Origin of the sequence: Cupriavidus sp. 30B13 (assembly GCF_049059565.2) — a bacterium.
Taxonomy (GTDB): Bacteria; Pseudomonadota; Gammaproteobacteria; order Burkholderiales; family Burkholderiaceae; genus Cupriavidus.
Map to the genome: position 1 here is coordinate 235828 of NZ_CP188224.1, position 21277 is coordinate 257104.

The window sequence follows — 21277 nt, forward strand, 5'->3', positions numbered from 1 at the left end:
CGGCACCTCGGGTCAGCTGAACATCAGGGCGATGCGATAGGTGGCGAAGGCGGCCAGGTAGCCCAGGCCGAACAGGTAGAGCGTGGAGGCGGCCATCACCTTCCAGGAATTGGTCTCGCGCCGGATCACCGCCATCGTCGAGATGCACTGCGGCGCGAACACATACCACGCCAGCAGCGCCAGCGCGGTGGCCAGCGACCACTGCGAGGCGATCATCGGCGCGAGCTGGCTGGCCACGGCGTCGTCGCTGCCCGACAGCGCATAGACGGTGGCCAGCGCGCCCACGGCGACCTCGCGCGCGGCCAGGCCCGGCACCAGCGCGATGCAGATCTGCCAGTTGAAGCCCACCGGCGCGAACACGTGCTCCAGCCCGCGCCCGATGATGCCGGCGAAGCTGTAGTCGATGGCCGGCGCGGTGGCGCCGGCCGGCGGCGACGGGAAGGTGGCCAGGAACCACAGCAGCACCGTCAGCGTCAGGATCACCTTGCCCACGCGCGACAGGAAGATGCGCGCGCGCTCCCACAGCCCGATGGCGATGTCGCGCGGGTTGGGGATGCGGTACGACGGCAGCTCCATCAGCAGCGGGTGGTCGGTGCGGTCGCGGCGGAAGTACTTCAGCACGTAGGCCACCACCAGCGCGCTGACGATGCCCGCCACGTACAGCGCGAACAGCACCAGCCCCTGCAGGTTGAACACGCCCATCACCGTGCGCGCCGGGATGAAGGCGCCGATCAGCAGCGCATATACCGGCAGGCGCGCCGAGCACGTCATCAGCGGCGCCACCAGGATGGTGGTGATGCGGTCGCGCGGGTCCTGGATGGTGCGCGTGGCCATGATGCCGGGAATCGCGCAGGCAAAGCTCGACAGCAGCGGGATGAAGGAGCGCCCGGACAGGCCCGCGCCCATCATCAGGCGGTCCAGCAGGAAGGCCGCGCGCGGCAGGTAGCCCGATTCCTCAAGCGTGAGGATGAACAGGAACAGGATCAGGATCTGCGGCAGGAACACGATCACGCTGCCCAGGCCGGCGATCAGGCCGTCCACCAGCAGGCTGCGCAGCATGCCTTCGGGCAGGTGGCTGCCGACCAGCTCGCCGAACCAGTGCACGCCGGCCTCGATGCCGTCCATCACCGGCGCGGCCCACGAGAACACCGCCTGGAACATCAGGAACAGCAGCACGGCCAGGATCGCCAGGCCGAACACCGGATGCAGCACGATGCGGTCGAGCCGGTCGTCGATCGCCGCGGTGCGCGCCGGCATGGTGACGGCGGCTTCCAGCAGGCGCTTGACCTCCTGGTGCACGTCCAGGTCCGAGGGCGGCTCGGCCGCGGGCGGCGGCGCGTCGGGCAGGGCGGCGTCGAGCGCTGCCAGCAGGCTGGCCGCGCCGTCGCGCTTGACGGCCACGGTCTCCACCACCGGCATGCCGAGCGCGGCGGCGAGCTTGTCGCGGTCGATATGGATGCCGCGCCGTGCGGCGGCGTCGCTCATGTTGAGCACCAGCACCATCGGCAGGCCGAGGCGGCGCAGCTCCAGCACGAAGCGCAGGTGCAGGCGCAGGTTGGTGGCATCCACCACCGACACCAGCAGGTCCGGGCGCGGCTCGCCGGGGCGCTGGCCCAGGCAGACATCGCGCGTGATGGCCTCGTCGAGGCTGGCCGCGTGCAGGCTATAGGCGCCCGGCAGGTCCAGCACGCGCACCTGGCGCCCGGCCGGCGAGACGAAATGGCCTTCCTTGCGCTCGACGGTGACGCCGGCATAGTTGGCCACCTTCTGGCGGCTGCCGGTCAGGCGGTTGAACAGCGCGGTCTTGCCGCAATTGGGATTGCCCACCAGCGCCACGCGCAAGGCGGGACGCTGGGCGGCGGAGGTCGGGGATGCGGCGGACATAGTCTAGGCAGGTGCCGCGCTTCAGGCGGCGGTGCGTTTGGCGGCGGGCGCGTCGGGCTGCGCGGCCGGCGTGATGCTGGACACGGAAGCGCTCACGGCTTCCACGGTGATGCGTGCCGCTTCCGAGCGGCGCAGGGCAAAGCGGGTAAAGCCGACCTGCGCGACCAGGGGATCCATGCCGAACGGACCCAGCGCGATGACCTGCACGGCCTCGCCGGGCACGAAGCCGAGCTCGCGCAGGCGGCGTGCGACGGGATCGTTGGTGGAGGTGTCATCGACCGAGACGATGACAGCGGCGGTGCGCCGCGGAAGTTCAGACAACCGCATGAGGCTTCCAGTCCGTTGGCGCGAGGCACGGCACGCGGTCGGCAAACTCACGCCAGGGTGGTAAATGAAAATCGTTCCCATTGTAGCCGATTTGCCCTGGGACGTTTGGTTTTCGCCGCGTTTTAGCCCTGCTTGCGCCCTGCTTTCGCCGCACTGTCATCGGGCTGACCGCGCGATCGGGCAAGGCGGATCGGTAAGGCTTCCGGCAGGTCCTGCAGCCAACCCGGCGGCGAAGGCGCAACAGCATAGCGTGCCCCGGCATAGAATGCGAGTCGACGCATGCCGCAGCAAGGGCATGGCCGCCGCGCCCGGCGCCTGCCGGGCCGGCTTTCCCATCCGCAAGACAAGCAAATACGGAGTCACAAGACATGATCCTCGAAATCGCGCAGTTCCAGATCAAGACCGGCTCGGAGTCGGCCTTCGAAGCCGCCGTGGCCAAGGCCGCGCCGCTGTTCCGGCGCGCCCGCGGCTGCCACGGCATGCGCCTGCTCCGCTCGATCGAGAACCCGTCGCGCTTCACGCTCGAAGTGAAGTGGGAAACGGTCGAGAACCACATGGTGGATTTCCGCGAATCCGACGACTTCACGGAGTGGCGCAAGCTGGTCGGCGAACACTTCGCCTCGGCGCCCGACGTGGGCCACGTCAGCATCGCCGTCGAAGGCTTCTGAGCCCCGCCGGCCGCGCCGGAAAGCTCCCCCTCCCAGATGGGGGGAGGGGAATAACGCATTTGCGTTATTGGTCGGGGCTGACCCGCGCGGTAAGCTGGCCGCACGCTGAACACCCCGTTCCACGCGTACTTGACAATGCTGCCTGCCGGTAAAGCAGGCGGCATTTTTCTTTCCGGGTCCCGGTCCCGGTCCCATGGCGCCGGGCCGGCGCTCACCCCGCCCTGACCATTTCCAGGAAGCGCTCCCGGGCCGGATCCTCCACCGCGCCCTTCCAGGCGCAATACACCTCCGATGGCACCGTGGCCTCGGCCAGCGGCAGGAACACCGCGCCCGCCATCGCCGAGCGCTGCAGCGCCGCCGGCACCACCGCCACGCCGGTGCCTTGCGAGACCAGCGACACCACCGACAGCCAGTGCCGCACCTCGTGGCGGATCTGTGGGTAGAAGCCCTGCGCCGCGCACATCTCGAAGATGCGGTTGTAGTAGTCCGGCGAGACCTTGCGGGAAAACAGCACGAACGGCTCGCCGCGCAGCGCGCCCAGCGCCACGCTCGACTGGCCCGCCAGCGGGTGGTCGGCCGGCACGCAGCACAGGAACGGCTCGCTGTGCACCAGCGCCGTGGCCAGCTCGTCGGGCACGCGCCTGGTGTGGATGAAGCCGGCGTCGAGCCGGTCGTGCAGCAGCGCGTCGATCTGTTCCTGCGAGTTGAGTTCGGTCAGCGTCACCTGGATGCCGGGATAGCCGGCCTGGAACTCCCGCAGGCGCTGCGGCAGGCCGCGGTACAGCATCGAGCCGACGAAGCCGATGCGCAGCCGGCCGATGGCCCCGGCCTCGATCTCGCGGGCCTGCTGGCGGGCGTCCTCGGCCTGCGCCAGCAACGCCCCGGCCGCCTCGCGGAAGGCCCGCCCGGCCGCCGTCAGGCGCACGCCGCGGCTGTCGCGCTCGAATAGCCGGGCGCCGACCGACGCTTCCAGCTGCTGGATATTGAGCGACAGCGGCGGCTGCGAGATCGACAGGCGGCGGGCGGCCCGGCCGAAATGCAGCTCTTCGGCCAGGACGAGGAAGTAGCGCAGGTGACGAAATTCCATGGCGATATAAAAAATATATGGACCAAGCCAATTTTAGAATTAGACACGAATCGCCGGGCTTTGAATAATGGAGACAAAGCATCCGGCCCGCGCCAGCGTGGCGGATTGCCGCAGGGCCCTGTCCTGGAAGGCAGGAAGCCAAAAAGGGCCGCGAAAAGCACAAATACAAGCAACAGAGACAACCGACACCAGCTACCGCAACACCACCGGCCCACGCGCAGCCTTGCTGCCCGCGCGGCCCGGCGCCGCCGGCGCGTGCCGGCACACACAGGAGATACCTCATGCAGACCAGCGCTGCGCGCCAGCCCGCCGCTTCCGCTTCCGTTGCCACCCCGGCCACCCCGGCCCATCCGGTGCCCGACCAGCAGGGCGCGAACCTGTTCACCAGCGACCCGGACCTGCGCGCGCTGCTGCCGCTGTACCTGCCGCCCGACCTGTTCGCCCACCTGCTGCCGCACCTAGACCGCATGGGCGCGCTGGCCGGCGGCGTGCTGGACCAGCTGGCGCATACCGCCGACCACAACAAGCCCACGCTGTCGCACCGCACCCGCACGGGCCTGGACGCGCAGACCATCGACAAGCATCCGGCCTATGTGGAGCTGGAGCGCGTGGCGTTCTCCGAATTCGGCCTCGCGGCCGCCTCGCACCGCGCCGGCGTGCTCGGCTGGGACAAGCCGATGCCGGCGGCGGCCAAGTACGCGCTGACCTACCTGTTCGTGCAGGCCGAGTTCGGCCTGTGCTGCCCGCTGTCGATGACCGACTCGCTCACCCGCACGCTGCGCAAGTTCGGCGACCCGGCGCTGGTCGAGCGCTACCTGCCCAACCTGACCACCCAGGTCTTCGAAGACCTGTACCAGGGCGCCATGTTCATGACCGAGCAGGGCGCCGGCTCCGACGTGGCCGCCACCACCACGCGCGCCGTGCGGGACGCGCGGGCCGAAGGCGGCTGGCGCCTGTCGGGCGACAAGTGGTTCTGCTCCAACCCGGACGCCGCGCTGGCCATGGTGCTGGCGCGCGTGGAAGACGAGCACGGCCAGGCCGCGCCCGGCATCAAGGGCGTGTCGCTGTTCCTGCTGCCGCGCACGCTGGCCGACGGCAGCGCCAACCAGTACCGCATCATCCGCCTCAAGGACAAGCTCGGCACGCGCTCGATGGCCAGCGGCGAGATCCGCCTCGAAGGCGCGCAGGCATGGCTGGTCGGCGAACTCGGCCGCGGCTTCGTGCAGATGGCCGACATGATCAACAACTCGCGCCTGTCCAACGGCGTGCGCGCCGCCGGCCTGATGCGCCGCGCGCTATCCGAAGGCCAGTTCATCGCGCGCGAGCGCCGCGCGTTCGGCAAGCGCCTGGTCGACATGCCGCTGATGCGCCGCCAGCTGCTCAAGCTCGCGCTGCCCACCGAGCAGGCCCGCACCATGGTGTTCCAGACCGCCGAGGCGCTGCGCCGCGCCGACGCCGGCGAGGAAGGCGCCTACGCGCTGATGCGCGTGCTCACGCCGCTGATCAAGTTCCGCGCCTGCCGCGACGCGCGCAAGGTCACCGGCGACGCCATGGAGATCCGCGGTGGCTGCGGCTACATCGAGGAATGGAGCGACCCGCGCCTGGTGCGCGACGCCCACCTCGGCTCGATCTGGGAAGGCACCAGCAATATCGTCGCGCTGGACGTGCTGCGCGCGATCCGCCGCGAGGGCGCGCTGCCGGTGCTGCAGGCCCACCTGGAAGGCCTGCTGCGCGACACGCCGCTGCATCCGGCCGCGCGTGCCGCCTTCGGCGGCGCGCTCGCTAGGGCGGCGGCGCTGGCCGCGCGCGCCGCCGAAGCCGGCGCCGATGGCGACGTGCTGGCGCGCCAGGCGGCGTCCGCCCTGTACCACGTGACCAGCGCCGTCGCGATGGCCTGGGAAGCCGGCCGCATCGGCTCCGAGCGCCGCATGCGCCTGGCCCAGCTGGTGCTGGTGCACCGCGTGCTGCCGCAGGACCCGCTGGCCGGCGAGGCCGAGCCCGGCTGGCTGGCCGACACCGTGGCGCCGCCGGCCGACGGCGCCGTGCGCGCCGCCGGCGCGGTGGACCAGGTCAACCTGTTCTGAACGCGCCGCAGGGAAAGGAGATCACCCGTTGTTTGCTCCCCTCCCGCTTGCGGGAGAGGCCGGGGGAGAGGGCCGGCGCAAGCCGCGCCCCATGCCCCCACAGCACCACGGAACGCAGCACCGCAGCACCGCACTACCGACAAGCCCCCGCGGCCGCGCCCACCGGCGCCCGCGCACTCCGCCCCGGCCCACCTCGCCGGGCGGAAGACGACTGACATCAGGAGACCATCATGACCCTCTGGCAACGCCTTGCCGCCGTCGCCGCGTGCACCCTCTGCGTGGGCATCGCCCCCGCGCTGGCGCAGAAAGACTATCCCACCAAGCCGATCATGATGATCGTGACCTACCCGCCCGGCGGCCCCACCGACGTGATGGCGCGCACGCTGGCCGCGGCGCTCAAGACCAGCCTCGGCCAGACCGTGGTGGTGGAAAACCGCGCCGGCGCCGGCGGCAACATCGGCGCCGAGGCGGTGGCGCGCGCCGAGCCGGACGGCTACACGCTGATGTTCGGCACCTCGGCCCCGCTGGCCATCAACGTCAGCCTCTATCGCAAGATCAACTACGACCCGGTCAAGAGCTTCGCGCCGGTGATCCAGATCGGGCAGCTGCCCAACGTGCTGGTGGTCAGCCCCACGGTGCCGGCCAAGACCGTGGGCGAGCTGGTCGCCTACGGCAAGGCGCACCCGGGCCAGCTCACCTATGCGTCGTCCGGCAACGGCGCGTCCTCGCACCTGGCCGGCGTGCTGTTCAACAACCTGGCCGGCACCGACTTCCGCCATATCCCCTACAAGGGCACCGGCCCCGCGCTCAACGACCTGCTCGGCGGCCAGGTCAGCATGACCTTCACCGACGTGCTGACCGCGCTGCCCTTCATCAAGGGCGGCAAGGTGCGCGTGCTGGGCGTGACCACCAAGGGCCGCTCGCAGGCGCTGCCCGACGTGCCCACCGTGGCCGAGCAGGGCGTGCCCGGCTTCGACGTGTCGGTGTTCTTCGGCGTGGTGGCGCCGGCCGGCACGCCGCCGGCGGTCATCGCCAGGCTGAACCAGGCCTTCGCCGACGCGCTCAGGCAGCCCGAGGTGCGCAAGACGCTGCAGGCCCAGGGCCTGGAGTTCCCGCCGTCGACCACGCCCGAGCAACTGGGCGGCTTCGTCAAGGCGGAAGTCGCCAAGTGGCGCGGCGTGGTGCAGAAATCGGGCGCGCAGCTCGACTGAGGCGCGCGGCACTTTTCGCCTGCCGCCGCCATGCCGCCGATGGCCGATCATCGCGCAGCATTACGGCGGCAACCCGTGTCGGCCGGTCAGGGAAGGGCCAATCGGCGGTAGTATCGACCTCCGCCACGCGCCGCATTTGCGCGGCGCGGCCCGCTTTCCCTTCCTTTTCGCATCCGTAACGCCATGAACGCTCTCGACACCGCCACGCCCGCCAACGCGCCCGCCAACGAATTCGCCGGCGAGCCCCCCGGCACGCTGTTCGGCCTGACCATGCCGATGGCGCGCGTGTTCGGCCTGCGCGGCGTGCAGATCGACGCGCGCGAAGCGCGCGTGAGCATGCCTTACCACCCGGACCACACCAACAGCCGCGGCGAAGTCCACGGCGGCGCCATCGCCACGCTGCTCGACTGCGCGCTGTCGTGCGCCGCGCGCGGCCACGATCCGCGCAACTACGGCGTGGCCACCGTCGACCTGACCGTGCACTTCACCGCGCCCGGGCGCGGCGAGCTGACCGGCATCGCCTGGTGCGAGCGGCGCGGCCGCGCCATGTGTTTCGTGCGCGGCGAGATCCGCGACGACAAGGGCGAGCTGCTGGCGCTGGCCACCGGCACCTTCAAGCTGGTGGAGCGCGCGCCCGCCAAATAACCGGATGCCGCGCCGCCCCGCCGGCGAGGCCCATATCCCCAGCCATTCCCGCCATGAACGGAGCCCCCTGATGAGCCAAATCCAGAGCCAACCCCCTGCCTCGCCCGGCGCGCTCGCCGGCATCCGCGTGGTCGATCTCTCGCGCATCCTCGGCGGCCCGTTCTGCGGCCAGATCCTCGGCGACCACGGCGCCGACGTGCTCAAGATCGAGCCGCCGCAGGGCGACGACACCCGTACCTGGGGGCCCCCGTTCAAGGACGGCGTGGCCTCGTACTACTTCGGCCTCAATCGCAACAAGCGCGTGATGCGGCTGGACCTGACCACCGAAGCCGACCGCGAAGTCCTGCTCGCGCTGCTGGCCGAGGCCGACGTGCTGGTGGAGAACTTCAAGACCGGCACGCTGGAGAAATGGGGCCTGGGCTACGACGCGCTGTGCGCGCGCTTCCCGCGCCTGGTGCACTGCCGCGTGTCCGGCTTCGGCGCCGACGGCCCGCTCGGCGGGCTGCCCGGCTACGACGCCGCGATCCAGGCCATGGCCGGCATCATGAGCATCAACGGCGAAGCCGGCGGCGATCCGCTGCGCGTGGGTTTGCCGGTGGTGGACATGGTCACGGGACTGAACGCCGCGCTCGGCGTGCTGCTGGCGCTGCAGGAGCGCGAGCGCAGCGGCCGCGGCCAGTTCGTCGAGGCCGCGCTGTACGACTCGGGTTTGTCGCTGCTGCACCCGCATGCCGCCAACTGGTTCATGAACGGCAAGGAACCGGCGCGCACCGGCAACGCCCACCCGAACATCTATCCGTACGACACGGTGGCCACCGCCACCGACCCGATCTTCCTGGCGGTGGGCAACGACCGCCAGTTCCGCATCCTGTGCGAGCACCTCGGCATTGCCGAATATGCCGACGACGAACGCTTCGCCACCGCGGGCGCGCGCTCGGTCAACCGGGCCGCGCTGAAGGTCGAGCTGGAGTCGCGCATGGGCAAGCTGGACGGCAAGGTCCTGGCCGATACGCTGGTGGCAGCCGGCGTGCCGTGCGCGCCGGTGCTGTCGGTGGCCGATGCCTTGCAGCATCCACACACGGCGCACCGCGAGATGGTGGTGGAGATGCCGGGCGGCTACAAGGGGCTGGGCGCGCCCGTGAAGCTTAGCCGTACGCCGGCGACGTATCGGTTTGCGCCGCTGGCCGAGGGGGATCGGTTTTTGCCGCTGGTGGCGGCGAATGATGGGGAATAAGGGGGTTTCTTTTGGGGGAATTTACGGTCAAAGGCTTTAAAGGCTTAACTTCAACGGATTAACTTCAAAGTCAAAGTCAAAGTCAAAGTCAAAGTCAAAGGCTTTCGCTCCCCCGGAGCGACCTACTTTCTTTTTTCCGAAAAGAAAGTAGGCAAAGAAAGCGGACTGCCTGGCCGGCAGGGGCAGAAACATTGGGGTTACTAATGTTAATGGTTTCGTGGTGGGGTTTGTAGTTCTGCGTGCATCCTGCCGTTACCGGGTTTAATGGCCACGCTTCTGCAAGCGGAGCTGGATTCGTGGTGGCGCTGCATGATGGCGTAGGCCCAGGTAGTTCAGGCTGCTGCCGCGACCGGGGCGGATGCCACGTCATAGGCACGGCCCTGGTTTCGTGGTGGGCGCGGTGGCTCCAGTTTGAACGTAGCCCCATACACCCGCGCCCCGGTCCACCACGCCCACCACGAAACCACGAGGGTGCTACGTCGTGGCCGCCAAAACCGGTAACGGCAGATGGCCGGACAAGCAGTGCGCCCGCCATCATAGGTCTGACCCCGAAACCAATACCACCAGCAAGATCGCGGACGCCTGCACCGGTAACGGCAGGATGCCAGCAGAACCGCAGTCCCCACCACGAAACCACCAACAATCAGAAACCCAACGTTTCTGCCCCTGCCGGCCAGGCAGTCCGCTTTCTTTGCCTACTTTCTTTTCGGAAAAAAGAAAGTAGGTCGCTCCGGGGGAGCGAAAGCCTTTGACTTTAAGCCTTTGATTTTGACTTTGAAGTTAATCCGTTGAAGTTAAAACCTTCGACTTTAAAGTCAAAAACTAAAATACCAAAAACTACGGCACCATCCCCGTCAAAACATAAGCCTGCACCATCGTAATCCCCCCCACGATCACTGCGAACAGCAGGCTGTGCTTCACCGTGAAGCGGAACAGTTCCGATTCCTTGCCCACCAGCCCGGTGGCCGCGCAGGCCACCGCGATCGACTGCGGGGAGATCATCTTGCCGGTCACGCCGCCCGTGGTGTTGGCCGCCACCAGCAGCGTGTCGGACACGCCGATCTGGTGCGCGGTGGTGCTCTGCAACGAGCAGAACAGCGCGTTGGACGACGTGTCCGAGCCGGTCAGGAACACGCCCAGCCAGCCCAGGAACGGCGAGAAGAACGGGAACGCGGCGCCGGTGCCGGCCAGCAGCAGCGCCAGCGTGGACGACATGCCCGAATAGTTGGCGACGAAGGCAAAGGCCAGCACCAGCCCGATCGACAGGATCGGGCGGCGCAGTTCCGCCACGGTCTCGCCGAAGGTGGCCAGCGCGTCGCGCGGCTTCATGCGCAGCAGCGCGGCGGAGATCAGCGCGGTCAGCAGGATGGCGGTGCCCACGGCGGCGAGCAGGTCGATCTTCAGTACCGCCTCGTAGGCCTTGGGCTGCGCCACGATGGGCGCGGCCTTGATCACCAGCTGGTCCAGCGCCGGCACCTTGAACTTCAGCACCGTCGCCGCCAGTGCGCCGCCGCCGGCGAACAACGCTTTGAACGACGGCAGGCTCCACACCGTGACGATGGCCGTCAGGATGCCGAACGGCGCCCACGCGCGCAGCGTCTGCGCGGTGGTGTAGGGCGAGGCGCGGCGGTTGTCGCCCGCGACCTTGCCGAGGCCGCCCGCGGCCAGCCCGCCGCCGATGCGCGCCAGCGCGGCCGCGCCGCCGCTGCCCACGGCCACCGCGCCGCCCGCGCGCTGGCTGGCGCCGCGCGGCTGCCAGACCTTCAGGAACAGCGTCAGCGAGACCAGGCTCACCAGCGCCGAGGTGATGTCCGGCAGTTCCGGCCCGATGTGGTTGGAGGTGAAGTACTGCGTCACCGAGAAGCTGGCGCCGGTCACCAGCGCCGCCGGCCAGGTCTCCTTCACGCCGCGCTTGCCGTCCATGATGAACACCAGCCAGAACGGCACCGCCAGCGACAGCAGCGGCAGTTGCCGGCCGGCCATCGCGCCGATGTGCATGGCGTCGATGCCGGTCACCTGGCCCGCCACGATGATGGGGATGCCCATCGCGCCGAAGGCCACCGGCGCGGTGTTGGCGATCAGGCACAGCCCGGCCGCATAGAGCGGGTTGAAGCCCAGCCCCACCAGCAGCGCCGCGGTGATCGCCACCGGCGCGCCGAAGCCCGCCGCGCCTTCGAGGAACGCGCCGAAGGCAAAGCCGATCAGCAGCATCTGCAGGCGCTGGTCGTCGGTGATGGCCAGCACCGACGCGCGGATGATGTCGAACTGCCCGGTCTTGACCACGATCTTGTAGAGGAACACCGCGGTCACGATGATCCACGCGATCGGCCACAGCCCGTAGGCAAAGCCGAAGCCCGCCGCGGCCAGCGCCTGCGGCACCGGCATGCCGTAGGCCAGCACGGCCACGCCCAGCGCCAGCAGCAGCGTGATGGCCGCGGCCACGTGGCCCTTCATGCGCAGCACCGCCAGCGCGAGGAAAAAGAACAGGATGGGCAGCGCCGCCGCGAGCGCGGACAGCCACAGGCTGCCTAGCGGCGTATAGATCTGGGTCCAGGGTTGCATGGTCGGGTCTCCTCCGATGGATGCGTTTGAAATGAACGTGGAAGGGGGCGCCTTCTTGCGTGGTTTTGGTTTGTGTCTTGTGTTTTTTGGGGCTCGCGGGTTGCAGGAGCGGTCCTGTCGCCGAGGGTTTGCTCCCCTCTCCCACGCCGTGGGAGAGGGGCCGGGGGAGAGGGCGGGCCTTCGCAATGGCGATGCGTTGCGCGCTGCGCGGGCGCCTGCCCTCTCCCCCAACCCCTCTCCCGCAAGCGGGAGAGGGGAGTTGCCTCAGTGGTGTCTTGAAAACCCGCGCCTGCCCCCGCCTACTCCGCCTGCCCGCGCTCGCGCAGCAGGTCCGACAAGCTGCGCGGCGCCGGCGTGAGCGGCGCGCGGTGCTTCGTCCAGCCCAGTTGCCGCGACGGCGCGAACGCGCGCAGCCGGGTCGCGGCCCAGCGGAACACGCGGTACGCGAGCGGATGCGCGAACGCGCCGCTCCAGAAGCGCCACACCAGGTGCTCGCTGCGGCTGAACTTCGCGCCCTGGCCGCGCAGCGGGTGGGCGACCTGTTCGCCGGGGTCGCGGTTGGCTTCGGTGCGCAGGCGGATCAGCAGTTGCGGGATCGGGATGCGCACCGGGCACACCTCGCCGCAGGCGCCGCACAGGCTCGACGCGGTGGCCAGGTCGGCGGTGGCTTCCAGCCCCAGCAGGTGCGGCGAGATGATCTTGCCGATCGGCCCGGGGTAGGTGGTGCCATAGGCGTGGCCGCCGATGCGCGTGTACACCGGGCAATGGTTCATGCACGCGCCGCAGCGGATGCATTGCAGCGTGGCGCGCAGCTGCTCGTCGGCGTAGGCCTGGCTGCGGCCGTTGTCGAGCAGCACCAGGTGCACTTCGCGCGGGCCGTCGCGCTCGCCGCGGCTTTCGTTGCGCGGGCCGGAGATCAGGTTGAAGTAGGTGGTGATGGCCTGGCCCGTGGCCGAGCGCGTGAGCAGGCTGGCCAGCGGCACGATGTGCTCGAGCCTGGCCACGACCTTCTCCATGCCCATGATGGCGATGTGCACGTCGGGCACGGTGGTGGAGAGGCGGCCGTTGCCCTCGTTCTCCACCAGCCACAGCGTGCCGGTGTCGGCCGCGGCGAAGTTCACGCCGGACAGGCCGATGTCGGCCTCGGCGAAGGCCTGCCGCAGCGCGCGCCGGCCGGTCTGGATCAGCTCGTCCACGTCCTCGGTATAGGGCGTGCCGGGGATATGCTGCTCGAACAGCGCGGCGATGTCGCCGCGCGTCTTGTGGATGGCCGGCATCACGATATGCGAGGGCTTCTCGCCGGCGAGCTGCACGATGTACTCGCCCATGTCGGACTCGATGCAGTCGATGCCGCGCTCGGCCAGGTAGTGGTTGAGCTCCATCTCCTCGCTGGCCATCGACTTGCCCTTGATCACGCGGCGTGCGCGGTGCGCCTGCGCGATGCCGTGGACGATGGCGTTGGCCTGCTCGGCGGTCTCGGCCCAGTGCACCTGCACGCCGGCGGCGGTGAGCTTGTCCTCGAGCTGCACCAGCAGGTCCGGCAGGCGGGACAGCGCGTGCTGGCGGATCGCTTCGCCGAGGTCGCGCAGCCGTTCGAGCTCGTCGCCGTCGGGGAACTGCACGGCGCGCTTGGCCTGCAGGAAGTCCATCGCGCCGCGGAAGCTGCTGCGCAGCCTGGGGTCGTCCAGCGCGGCGCGCGTGCGCGCCCTGAAGTCGGCCGCCGGCACGAAATGCAGCGGGCTGGCGGCGGGCGTGTCGTGGGTGGCGGGCGTGCTCATCGTGCTCATCGTGCGTCTCCGCTGGCGGCGCCGCGCGTCACGATGATCACCCACAGCTCGCGCGGGCCGTGCGCGCCATAGGCCAGCGTCTGCTGGATGTCCGAGGTCTTGGACGGGCCGGACACCAGCACCAGGTTGGTCGGCATGCCGTCGCGCCAGCGCTCGGCGCGGGCGGCGGCGTGCAGGTCCGCGTGCAGCGTGTCGGCATACACCAGCGCCACGTGCAGCGGCGGCACCAGCGAGACGGTGCGCGGCGTGCGCGCGTCCGGCGCCAGGATCAGCGTGCCGGTGGCGGCGATGCCGGAGCGCGCCACGGTGAAGCCCGCGTCCACGGTATCGAACAGTTCCGCCTTCCAGTCTTCGATGGGGCGGTCGTAGGCGAGGGCCGCCACGCCGGCGGGCAGCGCGCGCGCCAGCGCCGCGCCCGGCGCGCCGGCCGGGTCCAGCAGCAGGCGGCGCACGCCCGCGGCGGCGAGCTTGTTCGCCAGTTGCGCGGGCCAGGCGTCGCCGCTCGCGCACCAGACCTGCGCGTGCGAGGCCTCCAGCGCGGCTTGCATGGTTTGCACCGGGTCTGCGGGCGCGGCCGCCGCGCGGCGGCCGTCGAAATGCGCATCGATGCGCGCGTCCAGCGCATCGGCGGCGACCGCGGCCGCCGCCGGCGCGGCCGCGCGCAGGCGGCCCAGCATGCGTTCGCGGGAGGTCAGCGCGCTCATGCCTTGCTCCCCTTGTTGCCGCCGGCGCCGCCGGTGCGCCGCCACAGGAAGCTGGCCAGGTGCTCCACCGGCAGCGGCGCGCCCTGGTGCCGCGCGGCGTGGCCGATGTTGAGCAGGCAGCCGCAGTCGGCGGACACCAGCCGGTCGCAGCCGGTGGCGCAGGCCGAGGCGATCTTGTCCTGCACCATGGCGCCGGAGATGTCGGGGTGCTTGAGGGAGAAGGTGCCGCCGAAGCCGCAGCACTCGGATTCGCGCACGTGCTCGGCGCGCGTGACGCCGGGCAGGGCGTCGACCAGGGCCACGCCATGCTGGCGCGTGCCCATTTCCCGGCGCGCCGCGCAGGAGGTATGCAGCACCACGGTTTCGTCGGGCTGGGCGGGCGCGGCGGTGTCGAAGCGTACCTTCAGCACGTGCAGCAGGAATTCGCTCAGCTCGTAGACGCGCTCGGCCAGCTCGCGCGCCTTGGGGCCCGCCACGGGGTCGTCGGCAAACAGCTGCGGCCAGTGGTGCCGCATCATGCCGGCGCACGAGCCCGAGGGCACGATCACCGGCCACGGCTGGGCAAACAGGTCGAGCTGCGCCAGCGCCACCTTGCGCGCCTGCTCAGGGTTGCCGCTGCTGTAGGCCGGCTGCCCGCAGCAGCTTTGCCCGCGCGGGAAGTGCACGGTCAGGCCTTCGCGCTCGAGCAGGCGCACCGCGTCCAGGCCGGCTTGCGGCACGAACAGGTCGACCAGGCAGGTGGCGAACAGATAGGCCTGCGCCGGGGCAGGGGGGTAGCGCCGTGGATTCATGTCTCGCTCCGTGGGGGGGACGGTCGCCTGGCCATCAGGTCCGCCGCTGTTTGGCGCATAATTCCGCGAGACGCGCGGCAGTTCAAATTGGTTGGACCAGCGGCGCGCGGGGGAAAACGGGGACGAGGATGGCGGGGGGCACGCAGTCGCGCGGGCGCGTGGAACAGGTCATGCGGCGGATGGAGACGGCATTGCTCGACGGCACCTGGCCGGCCGGCACCCGCCTGCCCGCCGAGCGGCTGCTCGCCGGGCAATACGGCGTGGCCCGCAACACCATCCGCGAGGCCATCCAGCGGCTCGGCGCGCGCGGCCTGCTGCAGAGCCGGCGCGGCGCCGGCGTGTTCGTCACCGAGCAGCTGCGCGCCGGCATCGCCTCGCCATGGCGGCAACTGGTGGCCGATCACCCGGTGCTGCGCGACGACATCCTGGAATTCCGCCGCGTGCTCGAAGGCGCCACCGCCTACTTCGCCGCGCTGCGCGCCGATCCCGCCGACCTCAAGCGCATCCGCGGGCTGCTGCGCGCGCTGGAGACCTCGCGCGAGCAGGACGACAAGGCCGCCGAGGCCGAGGCCGACGCGAAACTGCACGAGGCCATCGCCCAGGCTTCGCACAACACCATGTTCCTGCACCTGCACACCAGCGTGATCGGCATGCTGCGCGAACACATCACCATCAACGGCACCGGCCTGCGCGTGCAGGACGAGGACGCCTCGGCGCTACTGCTGCTGCAGCACCGCACCCTGTGCGAAGCCATCCTCGCGCGGCGCCCGGAGGAAGCGCGCACCGCGATGCAGACGCACATCGATTTCGTGCGTGCCCGGGTGGACGAGGAGGGCGGTGAAGGTGGGGAAGGCACGGGCGCGGAGCGCGGGGAAGACTGAGCCGGGCGCGCATTGACGCAGGCGCGCACGCGGCGGCCGGGATTGGTCCGACCGCCGCCGCGCTGTGCTCAGATCAGCCCCTTGCCCGCCAGCTCCCGCTTGAGATAGGCATAGAAGATCGGCCCGGCGATCACGCCGGCGATGCCGTAGACCGACTCCATCAGCAGCATCACCGTCAGCAGCTCCCACGCGGCGGCGTTGATGCGCGCGCCGATGATGCGCGCGTTGAGGAAGTACTCGAGCTTGTGGATCACCACCAGGTAGACCAGCGAGGCGATCGCGATCGGCAGCGAGATCGACAGCGACGCCACCACGATGCCCGCGTTCGAGATCAGGTTGCCCAGCACCGGCAGCAGCCCCACCAGGAAGGTCAGCGCCACCAGCGTCTTGGTCAGCGGCAGGTGCACGCCGCACAGCGGCAGCACCACCAGCAGGTAGATGGCGGTGAGCACGGTGTTGATCAGCGAGATCTGGATCTGGGCGAAGATGAACTGCGCGAAGGCCCGCTGCAGGTTGCGCGCGCGTTCCACCAGCGCGGCGGCCAGCGGCCTGCGGTTGGGCTTGGCGATGGCGCGGTACAGCGCCACCATGGCGCCGATCACCAGGCCGATCAGGATATGCGCCAGCGTGCGCAGTACCTCCGCGCCGAATTTCTGCGCCATCTGCGCATGCTCGCGCAGCCAGGCGATCAGCGCATTGGCCAGCTCCTCCACGCCGCGCGGCAGCGCGTCGCTGACCCAGACCGGCAACTGGGCGCGGGACTTGTCGATGATGTCGGCGGCGCGGATCAGCAGGGTGTCCAGGTGATTGCCGTCGCCGCCGACGAAGCGGATCAGCGCCCAGCCGCCGAGCGTCAGCGCCAGCAACGTGACGGCGGACAGGATCGCCACCGCCAGGGCGTCATGCTTCTGGTGCAGGCCCACCAGCTTGGGCGCCAGCACGTCCACCAGCGAATACAGCAGCAGCCCGGCCAGCAGCGCCGCGACCAGGTTGGCCTGCATCACTACCCACAAAGCCAGGGCGGCGAGCAGGTAGGCGGCCGTGCCGACGTTGAACCACGCTGCTTCCGGCAAGCGGGGCAGGCGCGGCGGATCGGGTTGATTCATCAAATCTCCTGCATGGCCGCCCGCGGCGCGGGGGGGCCGGCAATCTGTGGATGGTACGGCGCTCGATTGTCGGTCCGGCGGCCGGCTAAGGCAAGCGCGCCCGCGCGCGCAAAGGCGGGCGCGGCGGCGGCCGGGCAATTTCCGCAGCAGGGACGGAGCGCGGACGGAGCAGGGCGGCGCCCGGGCAGGCGCCGGGGAGCGGCGGCCGGCGCGGGGCTAGTTCGCCGCGCCGCGCAAGGCCGCCGACGGCAGCTCGCCGAACATGCGGCGGTAGTCCTGGGCGAACTGCGAGAGATGGTGGAAGCCCCAGGCCGCGGCCACGTCGGAGACGGTGCGCTGCCCGGCGCCGGCGCGCAGGTCGCGGCGCACGCCGTTCAGGCGCAGCGCGCGCAGGTAGGCCGCCGGCGACATCCCCGCCACGTCCTCGAAGCAATACTGCAGCGCGCGCCGGCTCAGGTGGAAGTGCCGGCACAGGTCGGGCACGGTGATGGGGTCCGCGGCGTGGGCCAGCAGGTAGTCGCGGATGCGCTGCACGGTGCGCTGGCGGTTGATGTGCGTGACGGTGGGGCGCGCCGTGCTTTCGTTCGAGGCCATCAGCAAGGTCACCAGGCTGCCCAGCAGGCGCTCCTGCAGGTCGCCGCAGGCCTGCGCCAGCTCGGTGGCATCGGCGGCGGCGGCGCCGTCCGGCGGGGCGGCGTGGCGCGCCGCCTCGGACAGGATCTCCAGCAGCGCGCGGCACAGCCTGGCGCGCGCCCACGGCTGCACCGACAGCACTTCGCGCCGGCCCAGCACGCTGGCGGGGTCGCGGTGTTCCACCTCGTCCATGTAGCGGGCGAATTCGCCGGTGCGCACCACGATGCCGAAGATGCCGAAATCCTCGGGCGTGCGCAGCTCGAATTCCGTGCCGCCGGGCCGCACCGCGATGTCGGCATGCGCGATGACGGTGCCGCCCACGGTGGCCGGCGCCTGCACCGACGGCAGCGGCACGCCGAACCACATGGCGTCCGGCCAGGCCATGCAGGACTGGCGCAGGCTGCGGTTGGTGCGCTCGACGAAGACCTGGGCGTGCGGCAGCCACAGCTCCCGGACCTCGCCGGCGAAGGCGCCCGGCGAAAGCTGGTCGTAGGTCTGGTTCCAGCGCGACAGGTTGGCGGCATGCTCGTCGGCGTCGCGCGCGGCGGTGACGCGGAAGGTGGCGTGGACGGCGGGCAGGGTGTCGCGGGTGGCATTCATGGCGAAGATTTGGGTACGCGGGGCAAGCCTGGCCGTTGCAAGTTCCATTCCACCGGGGGCAGCCGTGCCGGCGGGCCGCGTCGCCACGTCCACGCCACACTCGCCCGCATCCGCAAGGGTGCCGATTTTCGATAACGCTGCCCGCGCGCTTTTGGCGATGATGCCGGAAACGCCGCGACCGGGGCAACGATCCCGCCGCCGGCACATCGTCCGGAGAAACCCTAGCCATGTCCAGCCAGCCCCCGCACCCGCAGTCTCCCGCCAGCGCCTCCCATCCGGCCGGCGGCGGCACGCTGACCAGGACGCTCGGCACCGTGCAGCTGTGGGGCATCGCGGTGGGGCTGGTGATCTCCGGCGAATATTTCGGCTGGAGCTTCGGCTGGGCCAGCGCCGGCACGCTGGGCTTCATGGTCACCGCGCTGGCGGTGGCCACCATGTACGCCACCTTCATCTTCAGCTTCACCGAGCTGACCACCAGCATTCCGCACGCGGGCGGGCCGTTCGCCTATGCCTACCGCGCGTTCGGCCCCGGCGCGGGCTACCTCGCCGGGCTGGCCACGCTGATCGAGTTCGTGTTCGCGCCGCCGGCCATCGCGCTGGCCATCGGCGCCTATCTCAATGTGCAGTTTCCGGGGCTCGATCCCAAGCACGCGGCGGTGGGCGCCTATATTGTGTTCATGGGCCTCAATATCGCCGGCGTGCGCATCGCCGCCACCTTCGAGCTGGTGGTGACGCTGTTCGCCATCTTCGAGCTGCTGGTCTTCATGGGCGTGGTGGCGCCCGGCTTCTCGGCGGCCAGCTTCGTCCGCGGCGGCTGGGCCGGGCAGGACGGTTTCTCGCTGGCGGCGGTGCCCGGCATGTTCGCCGCGATCCCGTTCGCGATCTGGTTCTTCCTCGCCATCGAGGGCGTGGCGATGGCGGCGGAGGAGGCGCGCGACCCGCGCCGCTCGATTCCCATCGCCTACACCACCGGCATCCTCACGCTGCTGGCGCTGGCCGTGGGGGTGATGGTGTTCGCCGGCGGCGCCGGCGACTGGACCCGCCTGGCCAACATCAACGACCCGCTGCCGCAGGCCATGAAGATGATCGTGGGCGAGCACTCGGGCTGGCTGCACATGCTGGTGTGGCTGGGCCTGTTCGGGCTGGTGGCGTCCTTCCACGGCATCATCCTGGGATACTCGCGGCAGATCTTCGCGCTGGCGCGCGCCGGCTTCCTGCCGGGCTGGCTGGCGCGCGTGCACCCGCGCTTCGCCACCCCGCACCGCGCGGTGCTGGCCGGCGGCGTGGTGGGCATCCTCGCCATCTACAGCGACGGCCTGATCGTCATCGGCGGCCAGCCGCTGACCGCCAACATCGTCACCATGTCGGTGTTCGGCGCGCTGACCATGTACCTGTTCAGCATGGCCAGCCTGTTCCGCCTGCGGCGCAGCGCGCCGGACATGGAGCGGCCGTGGCGCACGCCGTTCTATCCGTTCTTCCCGCTCGTCGCGCTGGCCGGGGCGCTGGTCTCGCTCGGCGCCATGGTCTGGTTCAATCCGCTGATCGCCCTGCTGTATGCCGGCGTGCTGGCGGTGGGCTACGCGCACTACCACTGGCGCGCGCGGCACCAGGTGGCGCACGGCGACCTTGCCGGCAGCGGCCCCGCCGCCGCGCCGGCGGCCGACTGAGACCGACCGGGAGCGATCATGGCCTTCACCCACACCGTCGGCGCGCGCCGCCACCTGTTCGCCGATCTGAAGACGCTGCTGGCCAAGGCCAGCCCGGCGCGCTCGGGCGACTACCTGGCCGGCGTGGCCGCCGCCAGCGAGGAAGAGCGCATGGCCGCGCGCATGGCGCTGGCCGAGGTGCCGCTGGCGCAGTTCCTGCGGGAAGCGCTGGTCCCGTACGAAGACGACGAAGTCACGCGCCTGATCGTCGATCGCCATGACCGCGCGGCCTTCCGCGAGATCGCCGCGCTGACCGTGGGCGACCTGCGCAACTGGCTGCTGCTGCACGAGACCGACGCCGCCACCCTGGCGCGCGTGGCGCCCGGCATCACGCCCGAGATGGCCGCGGCGGTGAGCAAGCTCATGCGCAACCAGGACCTGGTGGCGGTGGCGCGCAAGTGCCGCGTGGTCACGCGCTTTCGCAACACCATCGGCCTGCCCGGCCGGCTCTCGGTGCGGCTGCAGCCCAACCACCCCACCGACGACCCCAAGGGCATCGCCGCCTCGATGATCGACGGCCTGCTGTACGGCTGCGGCGACGCCACCATCGGCATCAACCCCGCCACCGACAACCTCGGCGCCATCGTCACGCTGCTGCGCCTGATCGACGACCTGCGCTGCCGCTACGACGTGCCCACGCAGTCGTGCGTGCTGACCCACGTCACCAACACCGTGCGCGCCATCGAGCAGGGCGCGCCGGTGGACCTGGTGTTCCAGTCGGTGGCCGGCAGCGAGCGCGCCAACGCCGGCTTCGGCATCAGCCTGGCGCTGCTGGCCGAGGCGCACGCCGCCGCGCAAAGCCTGGCGCGCGGCACGGTGGGCAACAACGTGATGTACTTCGAGACCGGCCAGGGCAGCGCGCTGTCGGCCAACGCGCACCACGGCGTGGACCAGCAGACCATGGAGGCGCGCGCCTACGCGGTGGCGCGCGAGTTCTCGCCGCTGCTGGTCAATACCGTGGTGGGCTTCATCGGCCCCGAGTACCTCTACGACGGCAAGCAGATCATCCGCGCCGGGCTGGAAGACCATTTCTGCGGCAAGCTGCTGGGCGTGCCGATGGGCTGCGACGTCTGCTACACCAACCATGCCGAGGCCGACCAGGACGACATGGACACGCTGCTGACGCTGTTCGGCGTGGCCGGCATCAATTTCATCATGGGCGTGCCCGGTGCCGACGACATCATGCTGAACTACCAGAGCACCTCGTTTCACGACGCGCTCTACCTGCGCGACACGCTCGGCCTGCGGCCCGCGCCCGAGTTCGAGGACTGGCTGCGGCGCATGGGCATCCTCGGCGAGGACGGCCGCCTGCTGGAGCTGGCCGAGCGCCAGCCGCTGCTGCAGCTTGCGCACGGCCTGTAAGCGGA

Annotated in this window: 17 protein-coding genes; 8 read left to right on the forward strand and 9 right to left on the reverse strand. The window is 70.4% G+C overall.

Translation table 11 applies throughout. The annotated features are described in order from the left end of the window. Positions 1 to 12: 12 nt before the first annotated feature. Both feoB and ACKI2N_RS20430 read right to left on the reverse strand, forming a co-directional pair. On the reverse strand, positions 13 to 1884 hold the full coding sequence (gene feoB / locus ACKI2N_RS20425) for a ferrous iron transport protein B (RefSeq protein WP_420997452.1): 1872 nt from the start codon (positions 1882 to 1884) through the stop codon (positions 13 to 15). Between the two features lie 21 nt (positions 1885 to 1905). After that, positions 1906 to 2211, reverse strand: a complete 306-nt coding sequence (locus ACKI2N_RS20430; protein ID WP_420997451.1) for a FeoA family protein — start codon at positions 2209 to 2211, stop codon at positions 1906 to 1908. Positions 2212 to 2579: 368 nt separating this feature from the next. Between ACKI2N_RS20430 and ACKI2N_RS20435 the strand changes: the two genes are divergently transcribed. Then, positions 2580 to 2879, forward strand: a complete 300-nt coding sequence (locus ACKI2N_RS20435; RefSeq protein ID WP_420997450.1) for an antibiotic biosynthesis monooxygenase family protein — start codon at positions 2580 to 2582, stop codon at positions 2877 to 2879. Between the two features lie 211 nt (positions 2880 to 3090). On the opposite strand, the gene ACKI2N_RS20440 is transcribed toward ACKI2N_RS20435, so the two are convergent. Continuing rightward, positions 3091 to 3966: a LysR substrate-binding domain-containing protein gene (locus ACKI2N_RS20440; protein ID WP_420997448.1), complete on the reverse strand. Its 876-nt coding sequence runs from the start codon at positions 3964 to 3966 to the stop codon at positions 3091 to 3093. Positions 3967 to 4247: 281 nt separating this feature from the next. Here ACKI2N_RS20440 and ACKI2N_RS20445 point away from each other — a divergent pair, with 281 nt between their 5' ends. The 4 genes from ACKI2N_RS20445 (at position 4248) to ACKI2N_RS20460 (ending at position 9140) form a co-directional block, all read left to right on the forward strand. Continuing rightward, positions 4248 to 6050, forward strand: coding sequence for an acyl-CoA dehydrogenase family protein (locus ACKI2N_RS20445; RefSeq protein WP_420997446.1), 1803 nt, complete (start codon positions 4248 to 4250; stop codon positions 6048 to 6050). Between the two features lie 230 nt (positions 6051 to 6280). Beyond that, the gene (locus ACKI2N_RS20450; protein ID WP_420997445.1) at positions 6281 to 7261 is read left to right on the forward strand and encodes a Bug family tripartite tricarboxylate transporter substrate binding protein; all 981 of its coding nucleotides are present in this window, start codon (positions 6281 to 6283) and stop codon (positions 7259 to 7261) included. A gap of 183 nt (positions 7262 to 7444) precedes the next feature. Then, positions 7445 to 7906 carry a PaaI family thioesterase gene (locus ACKI2N_RS20455; RefSeq protein WP_426990923.1) on the forward strand — a complete coding sequence of 154 codons (462 nt, stop codon included), beginning with the start codon at positions 7445 to 7447 and terminating at the stop codon, positions 7904 to 7906. 70 nt (positions 7907 to 7976) lie between these two features. Next, positions 7977 to 9140: a CaiB/BaiF CoA transferase family protein gene (locus ACKI2N_RS20460; protein WP_420997441.1), complete on the forward strand. Its 1164-nt coding sequence runs from the start codon at positions 7977 to 7979 to the stop codon at positions 9138 to 9140. Between the two features lie 837 nt (positions 9141 to 9977). On the opposite strand, the gene ACKI2N_RS20465 is transcribed toward ACKI2N_RS20460, so the two are convergent. The 4 genes from ACKI2N_RS20465 to ACKI2N_RS20480 all read right to left on the reverse strand — a co-directional run bounded on the left by ACKI2N_RS20465 (position 9978) and on the right by ACKI2N_RS20480 (position 14984). Beyond that, complete coding sequence (locus tag ACKI2N_RS20465) at positions 9978 to 11702, reverse strand: lactate permease LctP family transporter (RefSeq protein ID WP_420997837.1); 1725 nt, start codon at positions 11700 to 11702, stop codon at positions 9978 to 9980. A 299-nt stretch (positions 11703 to 12001) separates the two neighbouring features. Further along, positions 12002 to 13480: a LutB/LldF family L-lactate oxidation iron-sulfur protein gene (locus ACKI2N_RS20470; protein ID WP_420997840.1), complete on the reverse strand. Its 1479-nt coding sequence runs from the start codon at positions 13478 to 13480 to the stop codon at positions 12002 to 12004. Positions 13481 to 13485: 5 nt separating this feature from the next. Next, positions 13486 to 14193, reverse strand: coding sequence for a LutC/YkgG family protein (locus tag ACKI2N_RS20475; RefSeq protein WP_420997836.1), 708 nt, complete (start codon positions 14191 to 14193; stop codon positions 13486 to 13488). Then, complete coding sequence (locus tag ACKI2N_RS20480) at positions 14190 to 14984, reverse strand: (Fe-S)-binding protein (protein WP_420997835.1); 795 nt, start codon at positions 14982 to 14984, stop codon at positions 14190 to 14192. Before ACKI2N_RS20480 ends, ACKI2N_RS20475 begins: the two co-directional genes overlap by 4 nt. Positions 14985 to 15154: 170 nt before the next feature. Here ACKI2N_RS20480 and ACKI2N_RS20485 point away from each other — a divergent pair, with 170 nt between their 5' ends. Further along, positions 15155 to 15865: a FadR/GntR family transcriptional regulator gene (locus ACKI2N_RS20485; protein WP_420997834.1), complete on the forward strand. Its 711-nt coding sequence runs from the start codon at positions 15155 to 15157 to the stop codon at positions 15863 to 15865. Positions 15866 to 15933: 68 nt separating this feature from the next. On the opposite strand, the gene ACKI2N_RS20490 is transcribed toward ACKI2N_RS20485, so the two are convergent. Then, positions 15934 to 16971, reverse strand: a complete 1038-nt coding sequence (locus ACKI2N_RS20490; RefSeq protein WP_420997833.1) for an AI-2E family transporter — start codon at positions 16969 to 16971, stop codon at positions 15934 to 15936. Positions 16972 to 17187: 216 nt separating this feature from the next. Then, the gene (locus ACKI2N_RS20495) at positions 17188 to 18204 is read right to left on the reverse strand and encodes a helix-turn-helix domain-containing protein (protein WP_420997832.1); all 1017 of its coding nucleotides are present in this window, start codon (positions 18202 to 18204) and stop codon (positions 17188 to 17190) included. A gap of 227 nt (positions 18205 to 18431) precedes the next feature. On the opposite strand from ACKI2N_RS20495, the gene eat reads away from it, so the two are divergent. After that, complete coding sequence (eat, locus tag ACKI2N_RS20500) at positions 18432 to 19871, forward strand: ethanolamine permease (protein WP_420997831.1); 1440 nt, start codon at positions 18432 to 18434, stop codon at positions 19869 to 19871. Between the two features lie 18 nt (positions 19872 to 19889). Then, positions 19890 to 21272: an ethanolamine ammonia-lyase subunit EutB gene (locus tag ACKI2N_RS20505; RefSeq protein WP_420997830.1), complete on the forward strand. Its 1383-nt coding sequence runs from the start codon at positions 19890 to 19892 to the stop codon at positions 21270 to 21272. Positions 21273 to 21277 lie beyond the last annotated feature (5 nt).

Excerpts from the sequence above, each read along its gene's own strand:
- ACKI2N_RS20470 (WP_420997840.1), bottom strand. The coding sequence starts at position 13,480 with ATGAGCACGCCCGCCACCCACGACACGCCCGCCGCCAGCCCGCTGCAT.
- ACKI2N_RS20460 (WP_420997441.1), top strand. The coding sequence starts at position 7,977 with ATGAGCCAAATCCAGAGCCAACCCCCTGCCTCGCCCGGCGCGCTCGCC.
- ACKI2N_RS20485 (WP_420997834.1), top strand. The coding sequence starts at position 15,155 with ATGCGGCGGATGGAGACGGCATTGCTCGACGGCACCTGGCCGGCCGGC.
- ACKI2N_RS20465 (WP_420997837.1), bottom strand. The coding sequence starts at position 11,702 with ATGCAACCCTGGACCCAGATCTATACGCCGCTAGGCAGCCTGTGGCTG.
- ACKI2N_RS20450 (WP_420997445.1), top strand. The coding sequence starts at position 6,281 with ATGACCCTCTGGCAACGCCTTGCCGCCGTCGCCGCGTGCACCCTCTGC.
- ACKI2N_RS20490 (WP_420997833.1), bottom strand. The coding sequence starts at position 16,971 with ATGAATCAACCCGATCCGCCGCGCCTGCCCCGCTTGCCGGAAGCAGCG.
- feoB (WP_420997452.1), bottom strand. The coding sequence starts at position 1,884 with ATGTCCGCCGCATCCCCGACCTCCGCCGCCCAGCGTCCCGCCTTGCGC.
- ACKI2N_RS20455 (WP_426990923.1), top strand. The coding sequence starts at position 7,445 with ATGAACGCTCTCGACACCGCCACGCCCGCCAACGCGCCCGCCAACGAA.
- ACKI2N_RS20480 (WP_420997835.1), bottom strand. The coding sequence starts at position 14,984 with ATGAATCCACGGCGCTACCCCCCTGCCCCGGCGCAGGCCTATCTGTTC.
- ACKI2N_RS20495 (WP_420997832.1), bottom strand. The coding sequence starts at position 18,204 with ATGAATGCCACCCGCGACACCCTGCCCGCCGTCCACGCCACCTTCCGC.
- ACKI2N_RS20475 (WP_420997836.1), bottom strand. The coding sequence starts at position 14,193 with ATGAGCGCGCTGACCTCCCGCGAACGCATGCTGGGCCGCCTGCGCGCG.
- ACKI2N_RS20445 (WP_420997446.1), top strand. The coding sequence starts at position 4,248 with ATGCAGACCAGCGCTGCGCGCCAGCCCGCCGCTTCCGCTTCCGTTGCC.
- eat (WP_420997831.1), top strand. The coding sequence starts at position 18,432 with ATGTCCAGCCAGCCCCCGCACCCGCAGTCTCCCGCCAGCGCCTCCCAT.
- ACKI2N_RS20440 (WP_420997448.1), bottom strand. The coding sequence starts at position 3,966 with ATGGAATTTCGTCACCTGCGCTACTTCCTCGTCCTGGCCGAAGAGCTG.
- ACKI2N_RS20435 (WP_420997450.1), top strand. The coding sequence starts at position 2,580 with ATGATCCTCGAAATCGCGCAGTTCCAGATCAAGACCGGCTCGGAGTCG.
- ACKI2N_RS20430 (WP_420997451.1), bottom strand. The coding sequence starts at position 2,211 with ATGCGGTTGTCTGAACTTCCGCGGCGCACCGCCGCTGTCATCGTCTCG.
- ACKI2N_RS20505 (WP_420997830.1), top strand. The coding sequence starts at position 19,890 with ATGGCCTTCACCCACACCGTCGGCGCGCGCCGCCACCTGTTCGCCGAT.